Source organism: Caloramator fervidus (assembly GCF_900108045.1).
Taxonomy (GTDB): Bacteria; Bacillota; Clostridia; order Clostridiales; family Caloramatoraceae; genus Caloramator; species Caloramator fervidus.
In genome coordinates, this window is record NZ_FNUK01000008.1 from 53014 (window position 1) to 70937 (window position 17924).

At 30.6% G+C, this 17924-nt stretch carries 21 protein-coding genes and 1 pseudogene; 5 read left to right on the top strand and 17 right to left on the bottom strand.

Going from position 1 to position 17924, the window contains the following annotated elements; translation table 11 throughout:
- Positions 1 to 102: 102 nt before the first annotated feature.
- From C4R78_RS09350 to C4R78_RS04130, 3 genes are read right to left on the bottom strand one after another with little or no spacing between them, the layout of a single operon-like run.
- Positions 103 to 264: a YtxH domain-containing protein gene (locus C4R78_RS09350; protein ID WP_146057663.1), complete on the bottom strand. Its 162-nt coding sequence runs from the start codon at positions 262 to 264 to the stop codon at positions 103 to 105.
- A 48-nt stretch (positions 265 to 312) separates the two neighbouring features.
- Positions 313 to 879, bottom strand: a complete 567-nt coding sequence (locus C4R78_RS04125; RefSeq protein WP_159945795.1) for a flavodoxin family protein — start codon at positions 877 to 879, stop codon at positions 313 to 315.
- Positions 880 to 914: 35 nt separating this feature from the next.
- A complete protein-coding gene (locus C4R78_RS04130; protein WP_103895836.1) occupies positions 915 to 1313 on the bottom strand; it encodes a hypothetical protein in 399 nt (132 codons plus the stop codon).
- Positions 1314 to 1433: 120 nt separating this feature from the next.
- Here C4R78_RS04130 and C4R78_RS04135 point away from each other — a divergent pair, with 120 nt between their 5' ends.
- Positions 1434 to 2492, top strand: a complete 1059-nt coding sequence (locus C4R78_RS04135) for a hypothetical protein (RefSeq protein WP_103895837.1) — start codon at positions 1434 to 1436, stop codon at positions 2490 to 2492.
- Positions 2493 to 2515: 23 nt separating this feature from the next.
- Here the strand turns inward: C4R78_RS04135 and C4R78_RS04140 are convergent, their stop codons facing one another.
- Positions 2516 to 3010, bottom strand: coding sequence for an ECF transporter S component (locus C4R78_RS04140; protein WP_242971191.1), 495 nt, complete (start codon positions 3008 to 3010; stop codon positions 2516 to 2518).
- 447 nt (positions 3011 to 3457) lie between these two features.
- Here C4R78_RS04140 and C4R78_RS04145 point away from each other — a divergent pair, with 447 nt between their 5' ends.
- Together C4R78_RS04145 and C4R78_RS04150 are read left to right on the top strand one after the other, a co-directional pair.
- The gene (locus tag C4R78_RS04145; protein WP_103895838.1) at positions 3458 to 3658 is read left to right on the top strand and encodes a ThiF family adenylyltransferase; all 201 of its coding nucleotides are present in this window, start codon (positions 3458 to 3460) and stop codon (positions 3656 to 3658) included.
- Between the two features lie 242 nt (positions 3659 to 3900).
- Entirely contained in the window at positions 3901 to 4131 is a 231-nt protein-coding gene (locus tag C4R78_RS04150) for a MoaD/ThiS family protein (RefSeq protein WP_103895839.1), read from the top strand.
- A 55-nt stretch (positions 4132 to 4186) separates the two neighbouring features.
- Here C4R78_RS04150 and C4R78_RS04155 read toward each other — a convergent pair.
- The 13 genes and pseudogenes from C4R78_RS04155 to C4R78_RS04215 all read right to left on the bottom strand — a co-directional run bounded on the left by C4R78_RS04155 (position 4187) and on the right by C4R78_RS04215 (position 16262).
- A pseudogene (locus C4R78_RS04155) lies at positions 4187 to 4815 on the bottom strand (V-type ATP synthase subunit D).
- On the bottom strand, positions 4815 to 6200 hold the full coding sequence (locus C4R78_RS04160; protein ID WP_103895840.1) for a V-type ATP synthase subunit B: 1386 nt from the start codon (positions 6198 to 6200) through the stop codon (positions 4815 to 4817). Before C4R78_RS04160 ends, C4R78_RS04155 begins: the two are co-directional and overlap by 1 nt.
- Entirely contained in the window at positions 6193 to 7965 is a 1773-nt protein-coding gene (locus C4R78_RS04165) for a V-type ATP synthase subunit A (protein WP_207654273.1), read from the bottom strand. The genes C4R78_RS04160 and C4R78_RS04165 overlap by 8 nt, the downstream gene beginning before the upstream one ends.
- 5 nt (positions 7966 to 7970) lie before the next feature.
- Entirely contained in the window at positions 7971 to 8300 is a 330-nt protein-coding gene (locus tag C4R78_RS04170) for a V-type ATP synthase subunit F (RefSeq protein ID WP_341456807.1), read from the bottom strand.
- Complete coding sequence (locus tag C4R78_RS04175) at positions 8287 to 9273, bottom strand: V-type ATP synthase subunit C (RefSeq protein WP_103895842.1); 987 nt, start codon at positions 9271 to 9273, stop codon at positions 8287 to 8289. The genes C4R78_RS04170 and C4R78_RS04175 overlap by 14 nt, the downstream gene beginning before the upstream one ends.
- 32 nt (positions 9274 to 9305) lie before the next feature.
- Positions 9306 to 9902 (bottom strand): V-type ATP synthase subunit E, encoded by a 597-nt coding sequence (locus C4R78_RS04180; RefSeq protein WP_103895843.1) that lies wholly within the window; start codon positions 9900 to 9902, stop codon positions 9306 to 9308.
- Between the two features lie 16 nt (positions 9903 to 9918).
- Positions 9919 to 10428 (bottom strand): V-type ATP synthase subunit K, encoded by a 510-nt coding sequence (locus tag C4R78_RS04185; RefSeq protein ID WP_103895844.1) that lies wholly within the window; start codon positions 10426 to 10428, stop codon positions 9919 to 9921.
- A 13-nt stretch (positions 10429 to 10441) separates the two neighbouring features.
- Complete coding sequence (locus C4R78_RS04190; RefSeq protein ID WP_103895845.1) at positions 10442 to 12334, bottom strand: V-type ATP synthase subunit I; 1893 nt, start codon at positions 12332 to 12334, stop codon at positions 10442 to 10444.
- Positions 12321 to 12647, bottom strand: coding sequence for an ATP synthase archaeal subunit H (gene ahaH / locus C4R78_RS04195; RefSeq protein ID WP_159945798.1), 327 nt, complete (start codon positions 12645 to 12647; stop codon positions 12321 to 12323). The genes C4R78_RS04190 and ahaH overlap by 14 nt, the downstream gene beginning before the upstream one ends.
- Before the next feature lie 154 nt (positions 12648 to 12801).
- The gene (locus tag C4R78_RS04200; protein WP_159945800.1) at positions 12802 to 14451 is read right to left on the bottom strand and encodes a B12-binding domain-containing radical SAM protein; all 1650 of its coding nucleotides are present in this window, start codon (positions 14449 to 14451) and stop codon (positions 12802 to 12804) included.
- A complete protein-coding gene (locus tag C4R78_RS04205; RefSeq protein WP_103895848.1) occupies positions 14426 to 14986 on the bottom strand; it encodes a hypothetical protein in 561 nt (186 codons plus the stop codon). The genes C4R78_RS04200 and C4R78_RS04205 overlap by 26 nt, the downstream gene beginning before the upstream one ends.
- Entirely contained in the window at positions 14955 to 15533 is a 579-nt protein-coding gene (locus C4R78_RS04210) for a flavin reductase family protein (RefSeq protein ID WP_103895849.1), read from the bottom strand. The genes C4R78_RS04205 and C4R78_RS04210 overlap by 32 nt, the downstream gene beginning before the upstream one ends.
- A 21-nt stretch (positions 15534 to 15554) precedes the next feature.
- Entirely contained in the window at positions 15555 to 16262 is a 708-nt protein-coding gene (locus C4R78_RS04215) for a zinc dependent phospholipase C family protein (RefSeq protein WP_103895850.1), read from the bottom strand.
- A 230-nt stretch (positions 16263 to 16492) separates the two neighbouring features.
- Here C4R78_RS04215 and C4R78_RS04220 point away from each other — a divergent pair, with 230 nt between their 5' ends.
- Both C4R78_RS04220 and C4R78_RS04225 read left to right on the top strand, forming a co-directional pair.
- Positions 16493 to 17608, top strand: coding sequence for an aminopeptidase (locus tag C4R78_RS04220; protein ID WP_103895851.1), 1116 nt, complete (start codon positions 16493 to 16495; stop codon positions 17606 to 17608).
- A 131-nt stretch (positions 17609 to 17739) separates the two neighbouring features.
- On the top strand, positions 17740 to 17924 hold a 185-nt coding region (locus C4R78_RS04225), incomplete at its 3' end, for a transposase (protein WP_479722856.1).

Genomic DNA, 17924 nt, shown 5'->3' on the forward strand with positions numbered 1-17924 from the left:
CTTATTTTTTCACCTAAAGTTAAAACTTCCATATTCCATCCCCTTTTATGATAAGTTTATTATATTATACACCAAAAAGAAAAAGCAGGAAATCCTGCTTTTTCATCTCATCTGACTTAACCTGTCTAAAAGATCTTCAACCTTTCTGCTGGCACGGGTTATTCTTCTTCTATTTCTATAATCCATTTGAGGAACCATCATCATTCCAGCAATAGCTCCTATAATAGCACCTGTTGCAAGTCCACTAAAAAATCTACCTCTCATGATTACACACCCCTTTCTTTAGTTTCTAATTATAGGGTGTGTAATTATTTAAATATTAAACATGTAATTATTTGTAATTTCCTTTGCTATTTTATAAGCCAATTCTACCTCTTTGTCTCCAACTTCCCTTTCATCTGTGTTAAGAAAATAAATCATTTTTTCTAATTTAGCTCCGCAGGATAACATAAAAAATTTTGCCACAAGTTCCATAGAACCTAGCATTTTTTCATTCTTTCCTCCTGCAGTAAATATCATATAACCCTTTTTGTTTATATCTTTTTCACTTTTTAAAACAAACCTTTTATTGTATAAAATCTGACATCTATCTATTAAAACCTTAAGATATGAAGTTACCGTACCAAAATAAACAGGAGAAGATAACACTAATATCTCACATTGCTTAATAAGTTCTAAAATTTTATCCATATCATCCTTTATAAAACATTTTTCCTCTTTAAGACAAAAATTGCAGGATATACAGTGGGAAATATTAAGCTTTGTAACATCAATAAATACAACTTCTATTTTATTTTCCTCAAGACCTTTTATAAATCCCTTTGTAATTAGATATGTATTTTTTCTTCTTGGGCTTGCAAATAAAACTAGTGCCTTCATATTATCCTCCAAAATAAAAAGGCTCATTGGAGCCTTTATTCTATTTCTTCTAATATATCTTCTATATCAAAGTCCTTTCCCTTTTCAGCTAAAGCTAAAACACATTCACATTCGCTGTGATAATCTCTATCCATCTCATAAATTACAAATTCACCCTCAACATTAAATTTTTCCTCCAACTCCTCTACAATGTCCCTTATATTATCTGCTGCCATATCAGTCAAATATGGAAGAAAATAATCTTTATACCATTCATCTTGGTTATCTCCTTCATAATTATCATTTGCAAACTGCTTTGCAGCTTCAAGCTCTGCATCATCAAAGGTATAGAAAAAATTTAAAACTAGAATATCCTCATCTTTATAATCTAATTCGTTAACCTCATCAAGCCCTTCATCTTCTAAAAACTCAATTATGCCTCTTTTATCTAACATTTTTGCACCCCTTTCATAATATCTAGTTATATTATCTCACATAATTCTCCTAATTAAAAGTTAAATAAAATAAACTTTTAATTCATATAATTTAATGAAATATACATTGGAGGTGAAAAATTGATTATAATTTTATTCTTTATATTGTGTGGTATACTTACAAATCTGTTTTTAGTATCACCAAATAGTTACTATCCTTTATTAATAGTAATAGCCTTAGTTTCAACCTTAATGTTTGTATTTTCTAAAAAATATTTTACAATAAATTTAAAAACAATATTAATAAGCATTATGGCTTTTTTGCTTTCCTTTAGCCTAAGCAGTTTTCTAATATTCAAACCTTCAAATTATAACTATCCAAACTTTAAAAATATAGATAATCTTAAAAAAGCTGTTATATTTTATTGTGAAGGAGAAATGGAAAAATATACTCCATTTTATTCTAATTATTTTTTAAAAGATAAAAATATTTTCTTAAAACCAATATATTGCTTTAAAATAAAAAGATTTTACAATCAAATAAAGGTAAACGAAAAAAATAAAGATTTAACTCAAGTTGCCCAACAATTAAAAAAATCAATACTAAATTATAAGCCATATTACTTTTATATAGCCTTTGAAGGATATACTCCAAATATAAAACAAGCAATAACCTCTGCCATAGAGGATGGGTGTAAAAGCATATATATAATAAACTATACTACAAAAGAAATAGAAACAAAAATAAATAATGAAGTTGACTTAGACTTTTTAAGGGATAAAGGAATATCCATAAAAATTTCAAGGCCTGTATATGAATCAGATATATTCATAAATTATTTCGTTAATAAAATAAATAATCTTCCTGAAAGATATAAGGGAATTTTAATATACGACAATAAAACCCAAACCTCTGAAAAACTTAAAGAAAGGCTTGTAAAACACGGATTTTCGGAAAGCGGAATAATAATATCTAAAGATTTAAAATCCTCTTTTGATTATTTTAAATCCCAACAAATAAACAATATTTTATTTGTAAACCTTTCAAGCAGCGGAAATGGAGTTGAAGCAGAAAACATAATTAGAAATGAGCTTTTAAAATACAGCCCTTATTTTAAAATACATGCCATTAAATCATGGGGATATGATATAGAACTTGTAAAAGCATGTATAAGCCAATTTAAAAAAATAGAAAATTAAAAATGAGGTCATTTGACCTCATTTTATAATTTAAATACCTTAATTCTCTTATTTATGGCATTTGCGAAAATGTAAGCTATAATAGAATCAATGGTATGATGAAGAGCTGTTCCTATACCAATAGTTGTAAAAATAAATGGAAGCGCAAATTTTCCAAAAGGAATTACAACTAAAGCTTCTAAAAGGGCATGAACAGGAATTAAAATTAAAAGTACTTTTTTATAATCAAAGCCTTTTTTTACTAAATACCCCCCGATAAATCCAACTATTACATGCATAAATCCTCTTGAACCTGCTATAGGCCCAAGCTTTAATAAAAATCCAAGTCCTGAAGCAAATCCAACCAAAGCTGCTGCTAAAGGACTTATAAGCATTGCCAAAAAAGTTGGAACATGCGACATCAAAGTTGCAGTAAAAGGTCCTATTTGAACCATTAAAAATCCTCCAAAATACATTGGAATAATAAAAGATATAGCTCCTAGAACCCCCGCAAGAGTCAATTCTTTTGTTTTTCTCACAATTCACTCCCCCTTAAAAAATTTTTACACTAATATTATATTGTATATACACCTGTAAATCAATATTTTTACACATTTTTTAAATTGTAAATATAAAATATAATGGTAAAATATTGTTATAGAGAAAGGAGGTCTAAAATGGAAATAATAATTGATGATAAAACATATAATTACATCAAAAATAAAGGTGGTAAACTTGAAATTAAAGTAATTAAAACAAGCTGTGGATGAGGAGGACCTGAGTTAAAAAACCTCTGGATAGAGGCAAAAAAAGTAATTTTAAATGAAGAAAAATATGATATTTTAAACTATAAAGACATAAAAATATATATTCAAAAAGGTTTAAAAGTAAATTCTACAATAGAAATAAAATTAAAATATAACTTACCTTTATTAGGCTCAACCTTTAATTGTAAAGGCATAGAACTAAAATAATATAGGGTGTTTATGTTTGAAGAAAACGACATAGACAGATATAAAGTTGAAGTAGACTTTGAAAAACTTGAAAAAATAAATTCCGAAATACTTTTTCAGGCATATATAGATAAAATAAATGAACATAATATACATGCATACTGCCATGACTGCGATATACTAATAGACAAAACTTCAAATATAAACATAACAACCTTATTAAACAACTACTGAATTAAAAATAACAAACCTTAATTGTTGTAAAGCATCTATTAGGTCTTTTGGCATTACTTAAAAAAGCTTTTTCATAGACTATATAAAAGAATCAAACACAAATAAATTCAATTATACCTCAAAAATTCTATCAGGATTAGCTGTAAATCTTATCTATAATTATCTTAATAGAAAAATAGACAATAAAATCTATCTTATAGATTTAAAAAACAATTTGTTTAAAATAATTAAGGAGTGATTATATGCATATAACCGTAAAATTATTTGCCATGTTATCTAAATACGCCCAAAACAATTCAACCTTTAATTTAGACATTCCTGAAGACTCAACAGTTAACGATTTAATTAAAATAATAAATTTACCCTTAAATGAAGTTTTTAACTGCACAATAAACGGTAAAAATGCAGATTTTAATGAAACCTTAAAAGATGGCGATACAGTAGGTTTTTATCCATATCTTGGAGGAGGATAAAATTTGATATAGAGCCTAATTTAAAAGGGTAGGAGCATAAGCTTCCTACCCTGATTTATTTTTGCATCATAGATTTTATCTTCATAAGCCTTGTTAATGTCCACGCTCATTTTCGTCTAGTTTCATAGTAATATATTTTATTGTTTCCTTAAGCTGAGGTATCATAACATATTCAAGGGCATTAACTCTTCGCCTTGTTTTTTCAATTTCGTCTGCCATAAGCTGACAAGCTTTTTCAACCTCTGCAAGTTCTAAAAGTTGTGGCATTATATCATAAAGCTTTTTTATAGCTGCATCAAGTTCCCCTGTTGTTGATAAAAAGCCATAAGGATATATGCTAGCATTTTCATTTCCTTCCCTTACAAAGTTCATAACAGGGACACTGACGCTCATTATGTTTTTCCTTGTAACCTCAAGTTTTATCGTCTCAGCAGGCATTGATATAGCCTCTTGCAAAAATTCTGCTCCCATAACAGCTTTTGCCATCATAAAATCCTTAAGAGATTTTGTAAGTTCTTCTTCAACCTTAACCCTTAATTCATTGTTTCTCTTTATAAGATCAATAAATTTTTTCATAAGTTCGTCCTGTTTATCCTTCAAAAGTTTATGCCCTCTTACTGCAACTGCTAATCTTTTCTTAAGACGGCTAAGCTCCATTCGTGTAGGATTTACATTAAGTCTCATTAAATTTCATCCCCTTTTTTGGGCAAATACTTTTCAATATATTCTTCTCTTATTCTCTTTAACTCTGACTTTGGAAGTATAGATAAAAGTTCCCAACCTATATTTAATGTTTCTTCTATACTTCTGTTTTCATACTCTCCTTGACTTACATATCTTTTTTCAAATTCATCAGCAAATTTTGCATATAATTTATCTATATCTGAAAGAGCAGATTCACCTAATATAACTGCAAGTTCCTTTGCCTGTTTACCTTGTGCATAGGCTGCAAAGAGCTGATTCATTGTATCTGCATGGTCTTCTCTTGTTTTCCCTTTACCAATTCCCTTATCCTTCAATCTTGACAAGGAAGGTAATACATCTATTGGAGGATTAACCCCTTTTCTATAAAGTTCCCTGCTTAATATTATCTGACCTTCTGTTATATATCCTGTAAGGTCTGGTATAGGATGGGTTTTATCATCTTCTGGCATTGTAAGTATTGGTATTTGAGTTATTGATCCTTCCTTACCCTTTATCTTTCCTGCTCTTTCATAAAGAGTTGAAAGGTCTGTATAAAGATATCCTGGGTATCCACGCCTTCCTGGAACTTCTTTTCTTGCAGCAGAAATTTCTCTTAAAGCTTCACAATAATTTGTCATATCCGTCATTATAACAAGAACATGCATTCCCTTTTCAAAGGCTAAGAATTCTGCAGTAGTTAATGCCATTCTTGGAGTTGCTATTCTTTCTATAGCAGGGTCATTAGCAAGGTTTATAAATAAAACTGCTCTGTCTATTGCTCCTGTCTTTTTAAAATCAGATATAAAGAACTCTGCCTCTTCAAAAGTAATTCCCATTGCTGCAAATACAACAGCAAATTTACTATCTGCATTCAAAACCCTTGCCTGCCTTGCAATCTGGGCTGCAAGCCTAGAATGTGGAAGACCAGAACCTGAGAAAATTGGAAGTTTTTGTCCTCTAACAAGAGTATTAAGACCATCTATTGCAGAAATACCTGTTTGGATAAATTCTGATGGATAATCTCTTGCAACAGGATTTAATGGGTTTCCATTTATATCAAGCTTCTTTTCAGGAATTATCTTAGGACCTCCATCCTTTGGTCTTCCAAGACCATCAAATACCCTTCCAAGCATGTCAATTGAAACACCAAGCTCAAGGGTTTTCCCTAAAAATCTTACCTTACTTCCTTGAAGGTTTATTCCTGCAGAGCTTTCAAATAACTGAATTAAAGCTTTATCGCCATTTATTTCAAGAACCTTACCTCTTCTTATTTCTCCAGTTTGAGTTTCTATCTCAACAATTTCATCATAAAGAGCTCCCTCAACTCCATCAACTAGCATCAAAGGACCTGCTATTTCCCTTATTGTTCTATATTCCCTAAGCATTTACAAACCCTCCCTCCATAAGCGATTCTATTTGCTGTTTAAGTTCTACAAATATTTCATCGATCTTTTCTATTTCATTTTCAGGAATATATTTTGCTCTTGCAATTTTTTCTCTTACGGGAAGGTTTGTTATCTTGCTTAAATATACTCCAGCTTCTAATGCCTTTTGAGATAAGTGATAGAATTCAAGTATTAATTTTAACATCTTATATTGTTTATTAAGTGAAGTATATGTATCTATTTCATGGAAAGCGTTTTGATGTAAATAATCTTCTCTTATTGATTTTGCAGCTTCTAATGTAAGCCTATCTTTTTCAGATAATGCATCTATACCTACAAGTCTTACGATTTCTTGAAGTTCATTTTCCTCTTGTAAAATCTTCATAGCCTCTTTAACCATTTGTCCCCAGCCTTCATATCCCATTCTTTCAATGTATGGTGCAATTTTTTCCATATACAGAGAATAACTTAAAAGCCAGTTTATAGCTGGGAAGTGTCTTCTATATGCAAGGTTTGCATCAAGTCCCCAGAATACCTTAACTATCTTTAAAGTAGCCTGAGTAACTGGCTCTGAAAGGTCCCCACCTGGAGGAGATACTGCTCCTATAACAGTTAGAGCACCTATTCTATTATCAGAACCTAAACAGTAAACCTTACCTGCTCTTTCATAAAATTCCGCTGCACGTGATGCAAGGTATGCTGGATATCCTTCTTCTCCTGGCATTTCTTCAAGACGTCCTGACATTTCTCTTAGAGCTTCTGCCCATCTTGAAGTTGAATCCGCCATCATAGCAACTGAATATCCCATATCTCTAAAGTATTCTGCAATAGTTATTCCTGTATAAATTGAAGCTTCTCTTGCTGCAACTGGCATATTTGATGTGTTTGCAATAAGAACGGTTCTTTTCATTAATGGTTCCCCTGTTTTTGGATCCTTAAGTTCTGGGAATTCCATAAGAACGTCTGTCATTTCGTTTCCACGTTCACCGCATCCTATATAAACAACTACTTCAGCATCAGCCCACTTTGCAAGCTGATGTTGAACAACTGTCTTTCCACTTCCAAAAGGACCTGGAACACAAGCTGTTCCTCCCTTGGCAACAGGGAAGAAGGTATCTATTACTCTTTGTCCTGTTAAAAGTGGCTCTTCTGGAGTTATCTTAGATTTATATGGCCTTCCTTTTCTTACTGGCCACTTTTGCATCATAGTAAGATTTACAATATCCCCATTCTTTGTTTTAACCTTTGCAACAGTATCTACAACTGTAAAATCCCCTTCATAAATTTCTACTATTTCACCTTCTATGTTATATGGAACCATTATTCTATGTTCTATAAGAGTAGTTTCCTGAACAGTTCCAAAAATATCGCCTGGATATACGTAATCTCCAACAGACTTTTTAGGAACAAAATGCCACTTCTTTTCCCTATCAAGGGCTGGAACATCTATTCCTCTTGTAATAAAGTCCCCTGCTATTTTCATTATTTTATCAAGAGGTCTTTGAATTCCATCAAACATAGCTTCAATAAGACCAGGTCCAAGCTCTACGCTTAAAGGTTCGCCTGTAGTTTCAACAGGCTCACCAATTCCAAGACCTGAAGTTTCTTCATAAACTTGAATAGAAGCTTTATCTCCACGCATTTCTATAATTTCGCCTATAAGCTTTTTGTAGCCTACTCTACAAACGTCAAACATTTTGGCATGTTCCATACCTTCAGCAACAACAAGAGGTCCTGAAACCTTTATAATTCTTCCCGCCTTCAAGACTATCAACCTTCCTTCTTTGATAAAATATCTACTCCAACAGCTTTTTCAACATTATTTTTTATTTTTTGAAGTCCTATTCCAAGACTTCCATTAACTCCAGGAATTAAAATTATAGCTGGCAAAAAGTTGTTTTTGTACCTTTCTATAGTCTCATCTATTTCCTTGGCAATAGTTTCTGTTACAAATATAAGACCATATCCTTCTCGTGCCATTTCATCAATAGCCCTTTGAGCTTCTTCGGGGGTGTCAACCCCCTTTACAGTCATTCCAAGGGAAAGGAAGGCAACAGCCGCATCCTTTTCCCCTACAACCCCTATTTTATACATAGGTATCACGCAACCTTTCCCTTATAACGTCTGGTGCTACACCGTTTTTCTTTCCTGTAAGAACTATTCTTAAAAGTCTAATTTCATTTTCCCTTGCAATTATATATGCTATAAGTGGGTCTGGACCAAAGGATATAAACTTAGAATTTTTAATAAAATCCATTATGTAGTTATCGCCATACTTTTCAAGACTTCCCAAATCATGCTTTTTTATATATTCCTCTAAACCACCCTTTACCCATTTAAAATGTTCAGTATGCATTATTTTATTTGCAAAAGAATCAAGGGAATCATTAAAACTATTTAAGAAATGATCTAAATCTATATTTCCATCCTCAATAAATGCCTTTTTGAAAAATTCCCTATCCCTTTCTTGAACTTTGATTCTTACAAAGGCCTTTATATTTGTCATATCAATTATTAATTTAACTAACTTTACAAGATACTCAAGCTTTGAATCTTCAGCTATGCTTAACATATATTTCAATATACCTTTATCTATTATTAAATCTATATTTTGAGGATTTTTATTTGATTTAAAATCTTCCAAAGCTCTTTCTATATAACTTCTTAAAATAGGGTTTATATCTCTAAAATTTTCTTCTTTAATTGAAATTTTTAAAACATCTAAAGGAACAGTGCCTATTTCAAAAAGAACCTTTTCAAATTCAAAATTAGAAAATTTAGATTTTATTAAAGTTTTAATATTATGTCCATCATATCTTGCTGCTAATACATCAACAACGCTTTTGTTAGGAACTATTTTATACATCTCAAAATAAAGATCTTCTAAAGCTTTTTTAAGGCCTTCTTCAAAATTTCTAATATTGTAGTTAGAATAAACAGTATCTTGAAGCATTCTTACAGCTTCATCAAAGTCCTTTGCTTCGATAAGGGCTTCAAATTTTGCCTTATCAAGCATTTTGTTTTCCATGGCCTTAACCCTTGCAATGCTTTGTGAAAAATAGGTTAAATCCATTACCTCCCCTCCTATCTACCTAACTGGAGGAACTAGAAAAGAAGTTTTGCTAGTTCTACCTCAAGTTCATCCCTTAAATTTCTAATTAAAGATTCTATAGTACAGTTTATCTCAAGCCCATTCCTTCTTAAAATAAACCCAGAATTTAAATTAAGGGTTTCGCTACTTAATTTCAAATTTCCTGCCTTTCCTTTTGCTATAAGCTCCCTGTTTATTTCATACAAGAAAGATTGATTAAACTTATCTTTATCCTTTTGAGATAAAACTATTTCCTCATCTCCTGTTTCTACGCTATTTAAGATAAGAGTTTTAAAAAGACTTCTGTAGGATTCCAAATCCATGTTGTTTATTTTATCCACAACAAGCTTAAATATATTATCAATCATTTCCTGTTTTGCCTTTAAAATCATATCTCTACATTCCATTTTAGCCTTTGATATTATTCTTTCCTTCTTCTCTTTTCCTTCTCTTTCGGCTTTTTCCTTAAACTCCTCAACTATCCTTTCAGCTTTATTAGTAGCCTCATCTAAAATTGATTTAGCCTTGCTTAAAGCCTCATTTTCAATTGCGCTTGCCTTAAGCTTTGCATCATTTAACAGCCTTTCTTTTAAACTATCAATTCCGGCCATTTTAAGCACTCCCTCATCATATCTTTATATTTACTATCATCAATATTGAAGTAATGAGCGCAACTACCGCATAAGTTTCAACCATTACAGCATAGATAACTCCGTTAAACATCTTTTCAGGTCTTTTAGCAAGTATTTGAATACCTGCAGCAGCAGTTTTACCCTGTGATATTGCTGAGCTATATCCAACAAAAGCCATTGGTAAGCAAGCCATTAAAAGATAGAAACCTTGTGCTAATGTAATTGGCTTTAATCCTCCTGTTAAAAGACCTATTCTTGAAAGAACTATAAGAGCAGTTATAAAACCATAAAATCCCTGTGTTCCTGGAATAACTTGTAATATAAGAGATTGACCAAATTTTTCAGGTTCTTCAGTTATAAGACCTGCAGCGCTTTGACCTACTATTCCAACTCCCTTTGCCGAACCAATTCCTGCCATTAAAGCAGCAAGTGCAGCACCAAGTAGAGCTAATGTAGCCCCACCATATGCCTTTAAAAATTCAACAAATGTTGTAAAGTTTTCCATGTTAACTCCTCCTTTATTCTACTTTTATAAATTTTGTTTTTATTTTTAAAGGCTCAAAGGCCTTTCCGCCACCTTCATAAAATTTTCCAAAGAATTCAAGGTATTGAAGTCTTGAGGTATGAACATACGTTCCAAGTATTCCTATAAGGAAGTTAAATGTATGTCCTGCAATAAATATAATCGGTCCAAAAATGTAAACAACAACTCCCTTTCCAAGCAAGCTAATAAGGAGGTTAAAGGACCATCCTATAAGCCCTGAAGCAAGACCTAATGCTAAAAGACGGGAATAAGATAAAGCATCTCCTAGATATCCTGTAACTCCATATAGTGAATAAAATCCTCCAAAAAACTTTCCAACTAATGTTTTGTTTTCTCTTCCATGAGTTAAAAGAATTATCAAAGCACCTAATATTGCCATAGCCTTTGCTATAAAGCCTCCACCTAAAAACATCCAAATAAGCCCTGAAAGAAGTAAATACCAAGCTCCAACATCAAAGAAGGCATCTAACACTTTGCCATCTCTTATTAACATATAAGCCTTTACTCCAAGACCTACATAAAGATGAACCATACCAAAAATTATAGACCATTTTAATATTTCCATAGGTTCATTTACAGGATCCACCCATAAAGGTTTAAGCTTTATTATACCTCCAAAAAAGCTTCCATATAAAAAACCAAATATAATTGTTGGAATGCTGCAGTATAATATGAGTTTTAAAAGCTTTCTCATATCCCCTTCAGCGTTTGTAAGTTTTAAACCCAAAAGCCCTACTATAAACATTAAAATTCCATATCCAACATCTGCCATCATCATTCCAAAGAACAGTAAGAAAAATGGAGTTAAAACAGGTGTTGGATCTATTTCGCTGTGTTTTGGAAGGGCATACATAGAAGTTACAACTTCAAAGGGCTCTGATAACCAATTGTTCTTTAAAAGAACAGGTGCTTCCTCATCTTCTGCATCCTCAATTTCAATATATATATCCTTAAAACTTGAGCTTAAGTTTTCCTTAACAAAACCTACTTTATCTTCAGGTATCCATCCTGATAAAAAGGCTGCTCTTTTAGTTAAAACTATATTTTCCTTTGCCTTTTCAAGTTGAAGCTTTGAATACAAATAATCATAAACCTTTTCGATATCATCAATCTTAGAAGCTAAATCCTTTGCTTTGTTTATAAGACCTTCATATTCTAGATCTAATTCTTCTATCTCCTTATTAAACTCAAGTATCTTATCCTTTGGTGCTTTATCGAGTTCTAAATTTAGCTTTGTAAAACCATATCTTTTTAAAACTTCAAAAACATCATCAGCTATATCTTTATAAGATAAAACAAACATATTTAAGTCGTTTTGTTTTTCAGATATAGTTTCAATATATACCTCTTTAAAGTTTTCATTTAATTCTAAAATTAATTGTTCTTTATACTTTTTGTTTACACTTCCTATAAAATAGGAAACATTTTTTAAAGTCTTAAGTTCCTCCTCCGAAGCATCAAAATTTATCCAATTTGAATACTGATCTATAAGGGAGAAAAGCTTTGACCTTTTAGACCTGTTTAAATTCATTGACTCTTCTATATGTTTTGCTGTTTTGTAATACGCATTCCAATCTATGTAAGTTTCTAGCTTTTCAAACTCATCAAAACTTAACACTTTTTTAGGAGTAAAAAGCCCTTTTTTATCATCAGCATATTGTTTTAAAAATTCATATGTAAACTTAACCTTTGAAAATTCATACTCAACCTCATTAGATACCCTTTCGCTTTCAAAAGGATATTCTTGAATTTTTTCTTTTAAATCCACTACTTGAATAACTCCAAGCTTTTGTAAAAGTTTCAACAACTTTTCTTTATCTTCCTTTAGGCAAACTATATTTATTTTTTTCATCTTAACTATCGCCATGGCTATTCACTACCCTCTCAATAACCATTTTTATTGCCTGCTCAATCTTTTCTTGTCCAATATTTTTAATATCATCTACCTTTTTATTTGCCTCATCGTAAATAGGCTGTGCTTCTTTTTGTCCTTCTTTTTCGAAATTTTCAATTATTTCTTTGTAAATTTGACTTCCCTTTAAGTTTGCCTCTTTAATTATTGCGTCTGCTTTTTCCTTTGCATCTTTTAAAATTTCATTAGCCTTTTGCTGAGCTTGTCTTACTATTTCCTCAGCCTGCCTTTCTACATCAATCACCTGCTTTACAACTTCCTTTGCCAAGCTCTCACCACCTTTTATTGAAAATTCAAAAAATGTTTACAATTACATTATACTATACAAATACAATCTTGATAAAATTTTGTTTGATTTAAAAATTAAATAAAATCTTGCATTGTAACTTCAATTTATAGAATTTTCTTTTAATTTTAAAGCATTACTTATTAAAATATGTCCAAATCTTTCTTGACAAATCAATTACAAGTATAAAATTACCAATAACATATTCTTTATTATATGAAATTTTTGTTGGAATAACAAATAAATTTTTAAAATTTTCTACATTTAATCTTTCCTTAATTTCATCTTCCTTTTCCTTTAAAAAATCTTTTAAATTAAAATCCATATCCTTTTTTAAAAATTCTGGAAGGTAGCTTTTCTTAGTAGTAAAAACGTAATCATGAATAAGCAAATCCTTTACTAAATCCTCCTCATCATAAGCTTTTAAAAATTCATAAAGCATTTTTGTTTTTGAATTTAAATCATGGTTTAATTCAAAAAAACCTCTTTTATCTAAATAATTTGTTAATCTATAAAAAAACTCATAACTTTTTATTTTATTTAAAAAATAATTGATAGTAATATCATATAAATGGGAATTATAATATATCTCAAAGGTTTCTTCAAATTTAGTTAAAAATAAAATATCCTCAAAACTTAAATCCTTTGTCTTTACAACTTGATAAGGAGGATATGGAGAATGTTTTATTCCGTAAATATCCTTCTCCTTTGACATATCTGAACCTTTTAAAACCTTTAAAAATCCAATTTGCAAAACATCCGGTCTTATACTCATAACATCCTCAAAGGATTTTTTAAAAGAATCTAAATCCTCTCCAGGAAGTCCCACTATTAAATCTAAGTGGCAATGAATGTTTCCTTCATCTAAAATTTTTCTTACGTTTTCCTTAACCCTTTTAAAATTCATAACTCTATTTATATTTTTTAAAACCTCTAAATTTGTGGTTTGAACACCTATTTCAAACTGGAAAAGTCCATAAGGTGCCCTTTTTAAAACATCTAAACACTCATCATCTAAAAGATCTGCTGCTATTTCAAAGTGAAACTTTGTACTTTTAGCATTTTCAATCAAAAAGTTCCAAATTTCAATTGCTACTTTTTTATTTGCATTAAATGTTCTATCAACAAATTTTACAAGCTTAACGTTATTATCTATAAAAAATTTTAAATCTCTTTTTACCCTATCTAAACTAAAAAACCTAACTCCCTTTATAGTTGAAGACAAACAATATTTACAATTAAAAGGGCATCCCCTTGAAGCTTCATAATATATTATTTTTTCTGGAAGTTTATCATAGGGAAAGGGTATTTCATCTAAATTTAAAATTAAAGGCCTTTTTTCATTAACAAAAACACCATCCTCATTCCTATAGGCCAATCCTTTTACTTTCACAATTTCTCTTTTATATACCAAAGCCTCTAAAAGCTCCTTAAAAGTTTTTTCTCCTTCCCCATAAACTACAAAATCAATAAATTGATATTTTTCTAAAACTTCCTTAGGATCATAAGACACCTCAGGCCCACCTAAAACTATCTTTATATCTTGGTTAACTTGTTTTAAAATGCTACAAACCTTAAGGGTATTCTCTATATTCCATATATAACAGGAAAAACCTACAATATCAGGTTTTTTATAAGCAATATCTAAAGCTATTTCATAAGAACTTTCATTTATAGTTCTTTCATATATTTCTATATTAAAACCTAAAGCGTAAGACTTTAAATATCTTATGGCTAGATTAGAATGAACGTACCTTGAATTAAGACTTGCTAACACTACCTTCATTTTCATCCTCCGTATATTTTGCTTCTATGTAAAACATAAGATTATCATCATCAATTTTAGTAACGTTATATCCTTCTTTTGTTAAAATATTTTCCACATCGCCACAGCTTAATGAAAAGGGGTTAAATTTAAAAATTTCATTTAATGTTTCGACTTTGTTATCCTTTTTTACAATTTTTATTCTTACATTATCAAAAGGTTTTATTCTTCTGTAGTTTAAATCCCAAATCATTAAAGTAGCTCCATTTTTTAAGTTGCTTTTTAACCTTTTTAAAATATCCTTTATTAAACGTTTTTTGTATTTGTTAATAGAAAGAAAAAATAAAACAGTATCAAACTTCCCTAAATCTAAAGGCAAAGTTTTAACACACAAAAAATCTTTTTCTAAAACATCTTCTAAATTTTTAATTATAACCGTTGATCCTTCATAAGTTATATCTAGTATATCCCCCTTAAATTCTTTATTACTTAAATCAACTATGTAATATTTTTCCCCCATAAAATCACCTTTTCTTCTTTTTTTTCTTTTTTTCAACAGAAAAACCAAACTTACCTATATGTTCTCCTGTAACACAATATCTTCCATGGTTATACATTAAAAGCCCTGCTTTATCTAAATGTAGTTTTCCTGTCTCATCTATAAGACTTTCTTCAACATTTACAGCAACTATTTCTGCTATAAACATATGATGGCTTCCAAGCTCTAAAATTTCTTTAACCTTGCACTCTAAAGCTAAAGGACACTCTTTTATTATGCTTGCTGAAACCACGCTTGCCTTTTCCTTTGTTAAATTTAAAAATTTAAATTTATCCACATCCCTTCCTGATCTTACTCCACAAAAATCTGTAGCAAAAGCTAAATCCTTGGTAGGTATGTTTACAACAAATTCTCCAGATTTTTTAATAAGCTCATAACTATACCTCTCAGGTCTTACTGATATGGATAACATAGGAGGATTAGTACAAACAGTTCCTATCCATGATATAGTTATTATATTTTCCTTATCTTCATGCTTTGAAGTAACTAATGCTGCTGGTAGAGGATAAAGCATCGTTCCAGGTTTCCAAGTAACTTTTGCCATATTATTCCTCCTAATTTAAATTTATATTTCTATTTTAATAACATCATTAAAATATTTCAACATAAGTCCTGCGGTAGTTCTTTGAGCTTGAGTTAAAATTTCCTTTGTAAGTTTAAAATATCTTTCATCTTTGTCCTTTACTTCTTTATATTTTAAATAAGCTTCAATTGCTTTTTTTGCATTTTGTTCTATAAAATCCTTTATAGAATCTAAATAAATGCCTCCCTCCCCTGCCTTAAAAGCATCATGCAAAAAATATGTTTTTATAACCCAAAGTTCATATTTTCTATGGCTGTCCAATAGTTTTATATTAACATGCTGGGGAACAGTCATGTCCTGAATGATGTGACAAGCACAACCTAAGTAAAACATAGACGCGTTAATTTTTCCTTCCCTATATAAGTTTATAGATTTTGAATAATAATATGTCGCCTCTTTTAAAGCATTGCTAGCTCCATAAAGTCCTCTCCCTTTTTCTGGATTATAAAAATGATCGCTGCTTTTAAAATCCTGATCTGCCCAAACTGCTCCTGAATTTATATCTTTTATGTATTCCTTTAAAAAATCATAAGCCCTTTTATACCCGTCGTTTTTTAAAATATCTAGTGCCTCATAATTTATAAATTTATGAACTTTACATTCGGTTTTTATTATTTTTCTCTTTATAGGATTTACGGCCCTTAAAAAACTTTTCATTACAAACCCATAGGACTTTTCAAATTTTCCCATAAAATCACCTTCAAATTTTTAATTACTTTAAATTATATTATAAAACAAAAAATAAAAAATATCCTCCTAAAAAGGAGGATAGTAGAGGTGATTTATATTAAAACCTTACGTAATGTCTTTTGCAACAATTTATTTTAGACTTTGTTCGACATTTTGTAAAGAGGGTATTTAAATATTTTTGTTAATAGTTTATAATATAAATGTTACAAAATTTTTAAGGAGGGCTCTTTATGGTAGATGAAAGAATAAAAATATTAGCGAAAAACCTCATAAACTATTCTTGTAGATTACAACCTGGAGAAAAAGTGCTAATCGAAACAATTCACCTTGAACTTCCTCTTGTTACTGAACTTGTAAAGGAAGCTTATAGGGTAGGTGCTATTCCATTCGTTACTATTAAAAACAAAACAGTTGATAGAGCAATACTAATGGGCGCAACAGAAGAACAAATGAAGTTAATGGCAAAATATGAAGCTGCAAGAATGAGCGATATGGACGCTTACATAGGAATTCGTTCAGGAAACAACACTGCTGAACTTTCAGACGTTCCTGCAGAAAAGCTTGAAATTTACAATAAATACTTCTGGCATGAAGTTCATGGAAAAATAAGAGTTCCAAAAACTAAGTGGGTTGTTTTAAGATATCCTTCACCATCAATGGCTCAACTCGCTAATATGAGCACAGAAGCCTTTGAAGATTTCTACTTCAATGTATGCAACCTTGATTATTCAAAGATGTCAAAAGCAATGGACGCTTTAGTAGAGCTTATGGAAAAAACAGACAAAGTAAGAATAGTAGGACCTGGAACTGACCTTACTTTCTCTATAAAGGGAATACCAGTTGTTAAGTGCGATGGAAAGATGAACATACCAGATGGTGAAGTTTACACAGCGCCTGTAAAAGATAGCGTAAACGGATATATAACATATAACACGCCATCTGAATATCAAGGATTTACTTTTGAAAATATAAGACTTGAATTTAAAGATGGAAAGATAGTTAAAGCAACTGCAAACAACACTGAAAGAATAAACAAAATATTCGATACAGACGAAGGTGCAAGATATATAGGAGAATTTGCAATAGGAGTTAACCCATATATAACTAAGCCAATGAAGGATATACTATTTGACGAAAAGATAGCAGGTTCAATCCACTTTACTCCAGGAAGCTCCTATGAAGATGCCTTCAACGGAAATAAATCGGCAATCCACTGGGACCTTGTATACATTCAAACTCCAGAATACGGAGGAGGAGAAATTTACTTCGATGATGTTTTAGTAAGAAAAGATGGTAGATTCGTTCTTCCTGAATTAGAAGGATTAAATCCTGAAAATCTAAAATAGGAACACCAATTTGGTGTTCCTTCAGATTGTTGACAAAGTATAATTTTAAAAAGAGAATCCATCACAAAAAAAGGATTCTCTTTTTTTATGTCGAAATATAATAATATACGAAGTAATAAAGGAGGATAAGTATGCTAACAATCAACAAAGATAAAATTCGTAGAGAACAAGTTGAATTTATCTCTGTTGACCAATTGGTTCCAGAAGATCATTTAGTTAGAAAAATAGAAAAAGCTATCAATTTTGATTTCATATATGATCTTGTAAAGGACATGTATTGCTTAAATAATGGGAGACCAAGCATAGATCCTGTTGT

Excerpts from the sequence above, each read along its gene's own strand:
- C4R78_RS04190 (WP_103895845.1), bottom strand. The coding sequence starts at position 12,334 with ATGGCGATAGTTAAGATGAAAAAAATAAATATAGTTTGCCTAAAGGAA.
- C4R78_RS04220 (WP_103895851.1), top strand. The coding sequence starts at position 16,493 with ATGGTAGATGAAAGAATAAAAATATTAGCGAAAAACCTCATAAACTAT.
- C4R78_RS04215 (WP_103895850.1), bottom strand. The coding sequence starts at position 16,262 with ATGGGAAAATTTGAAAAGTCCTATGGGTTTGTAATGAAAAGTTTTTTA.
- C4R78_RS04185 (WP_103895844.1), bottom strand. The coding sequence starts at position 10,428 with ATGGAAAACTTTACAACATTTGTTGAATTTTTAAAGGCATATGGTGGG.
- C4R78_RS04130 (WP_103895836.1), bottom strand. The coding sequence starts at position 1,313 with ATGTTAGATAAAAGAGGCATAATTGAGTTTTTAGAAGATGAAGGGCTT.
- C4R78_RS04145 (WP_103895838.1), top strand. The coding sequence starts at position 3,458 with ATGTTTGAAGAAAACGACATAGACAGATATAAAGTTGAAGTAGACTTT.
- C4R78_RS04175 (WP_103895842.1), bottom strand. The coding sequence starts at position 9,273 with ATGGATTTAACCTATTTTTCACAAAGCATTGCAAGGGTTAAGGCCATG.
- C4R78_RS04160 (WP_103895840.1), bottom strand. The coding sequence starts at position 6,200 with ATGCTTAGGGAATATAGAACAATAAGGGAAATAGCAGGTCCTTTGATG.
- C4R78_RS09350 (WP_146057663.1), bottom strand. The coding sequence starts at position 264 with ATGAGAGGTAGATTTTTTAGTGGACTTGCAACAGGTGCTATTATAGGA.
- C4R78_RS04125 (WP_159945795.1), bottom strand. The coding sequence starts at position 879 with ATGAAGGCACTAGTTTTATTTGCAAGCCCAAGAAGAAAAAATACATAT.
- C4R78_RS04150 (WP_103895839.1), top strand. The coding sequence starts at position 3,901 with ATGCATATAACCGTAAAATTATTTGCCATGTTATCTAAATACGCCCAA.
- C4R78_RS04200 (WP_159945800.1), bottom strand. The coding sequence starts at position 14,451 with ATGAAGGTAGTGTTAGCAAGTCTTAATTCAAGGTACGTTCATTCTAAT.
- C4R78_RS04210 (WP_103895849.1), bottom strand. The coding sequence starts at position 15,533 with ATGGCAAAAGTTACTTGGAAACCTGGAACGATGCTTTATCCTCTACCA.
- C4R78_RS04180 (WP_103895843.1), bottom strand. The coding sequence starts at position 9,902 with ATGGCCGGAATTGATAGTTTAAAAGAAAGGCTGTTAAATGATGCAAAG.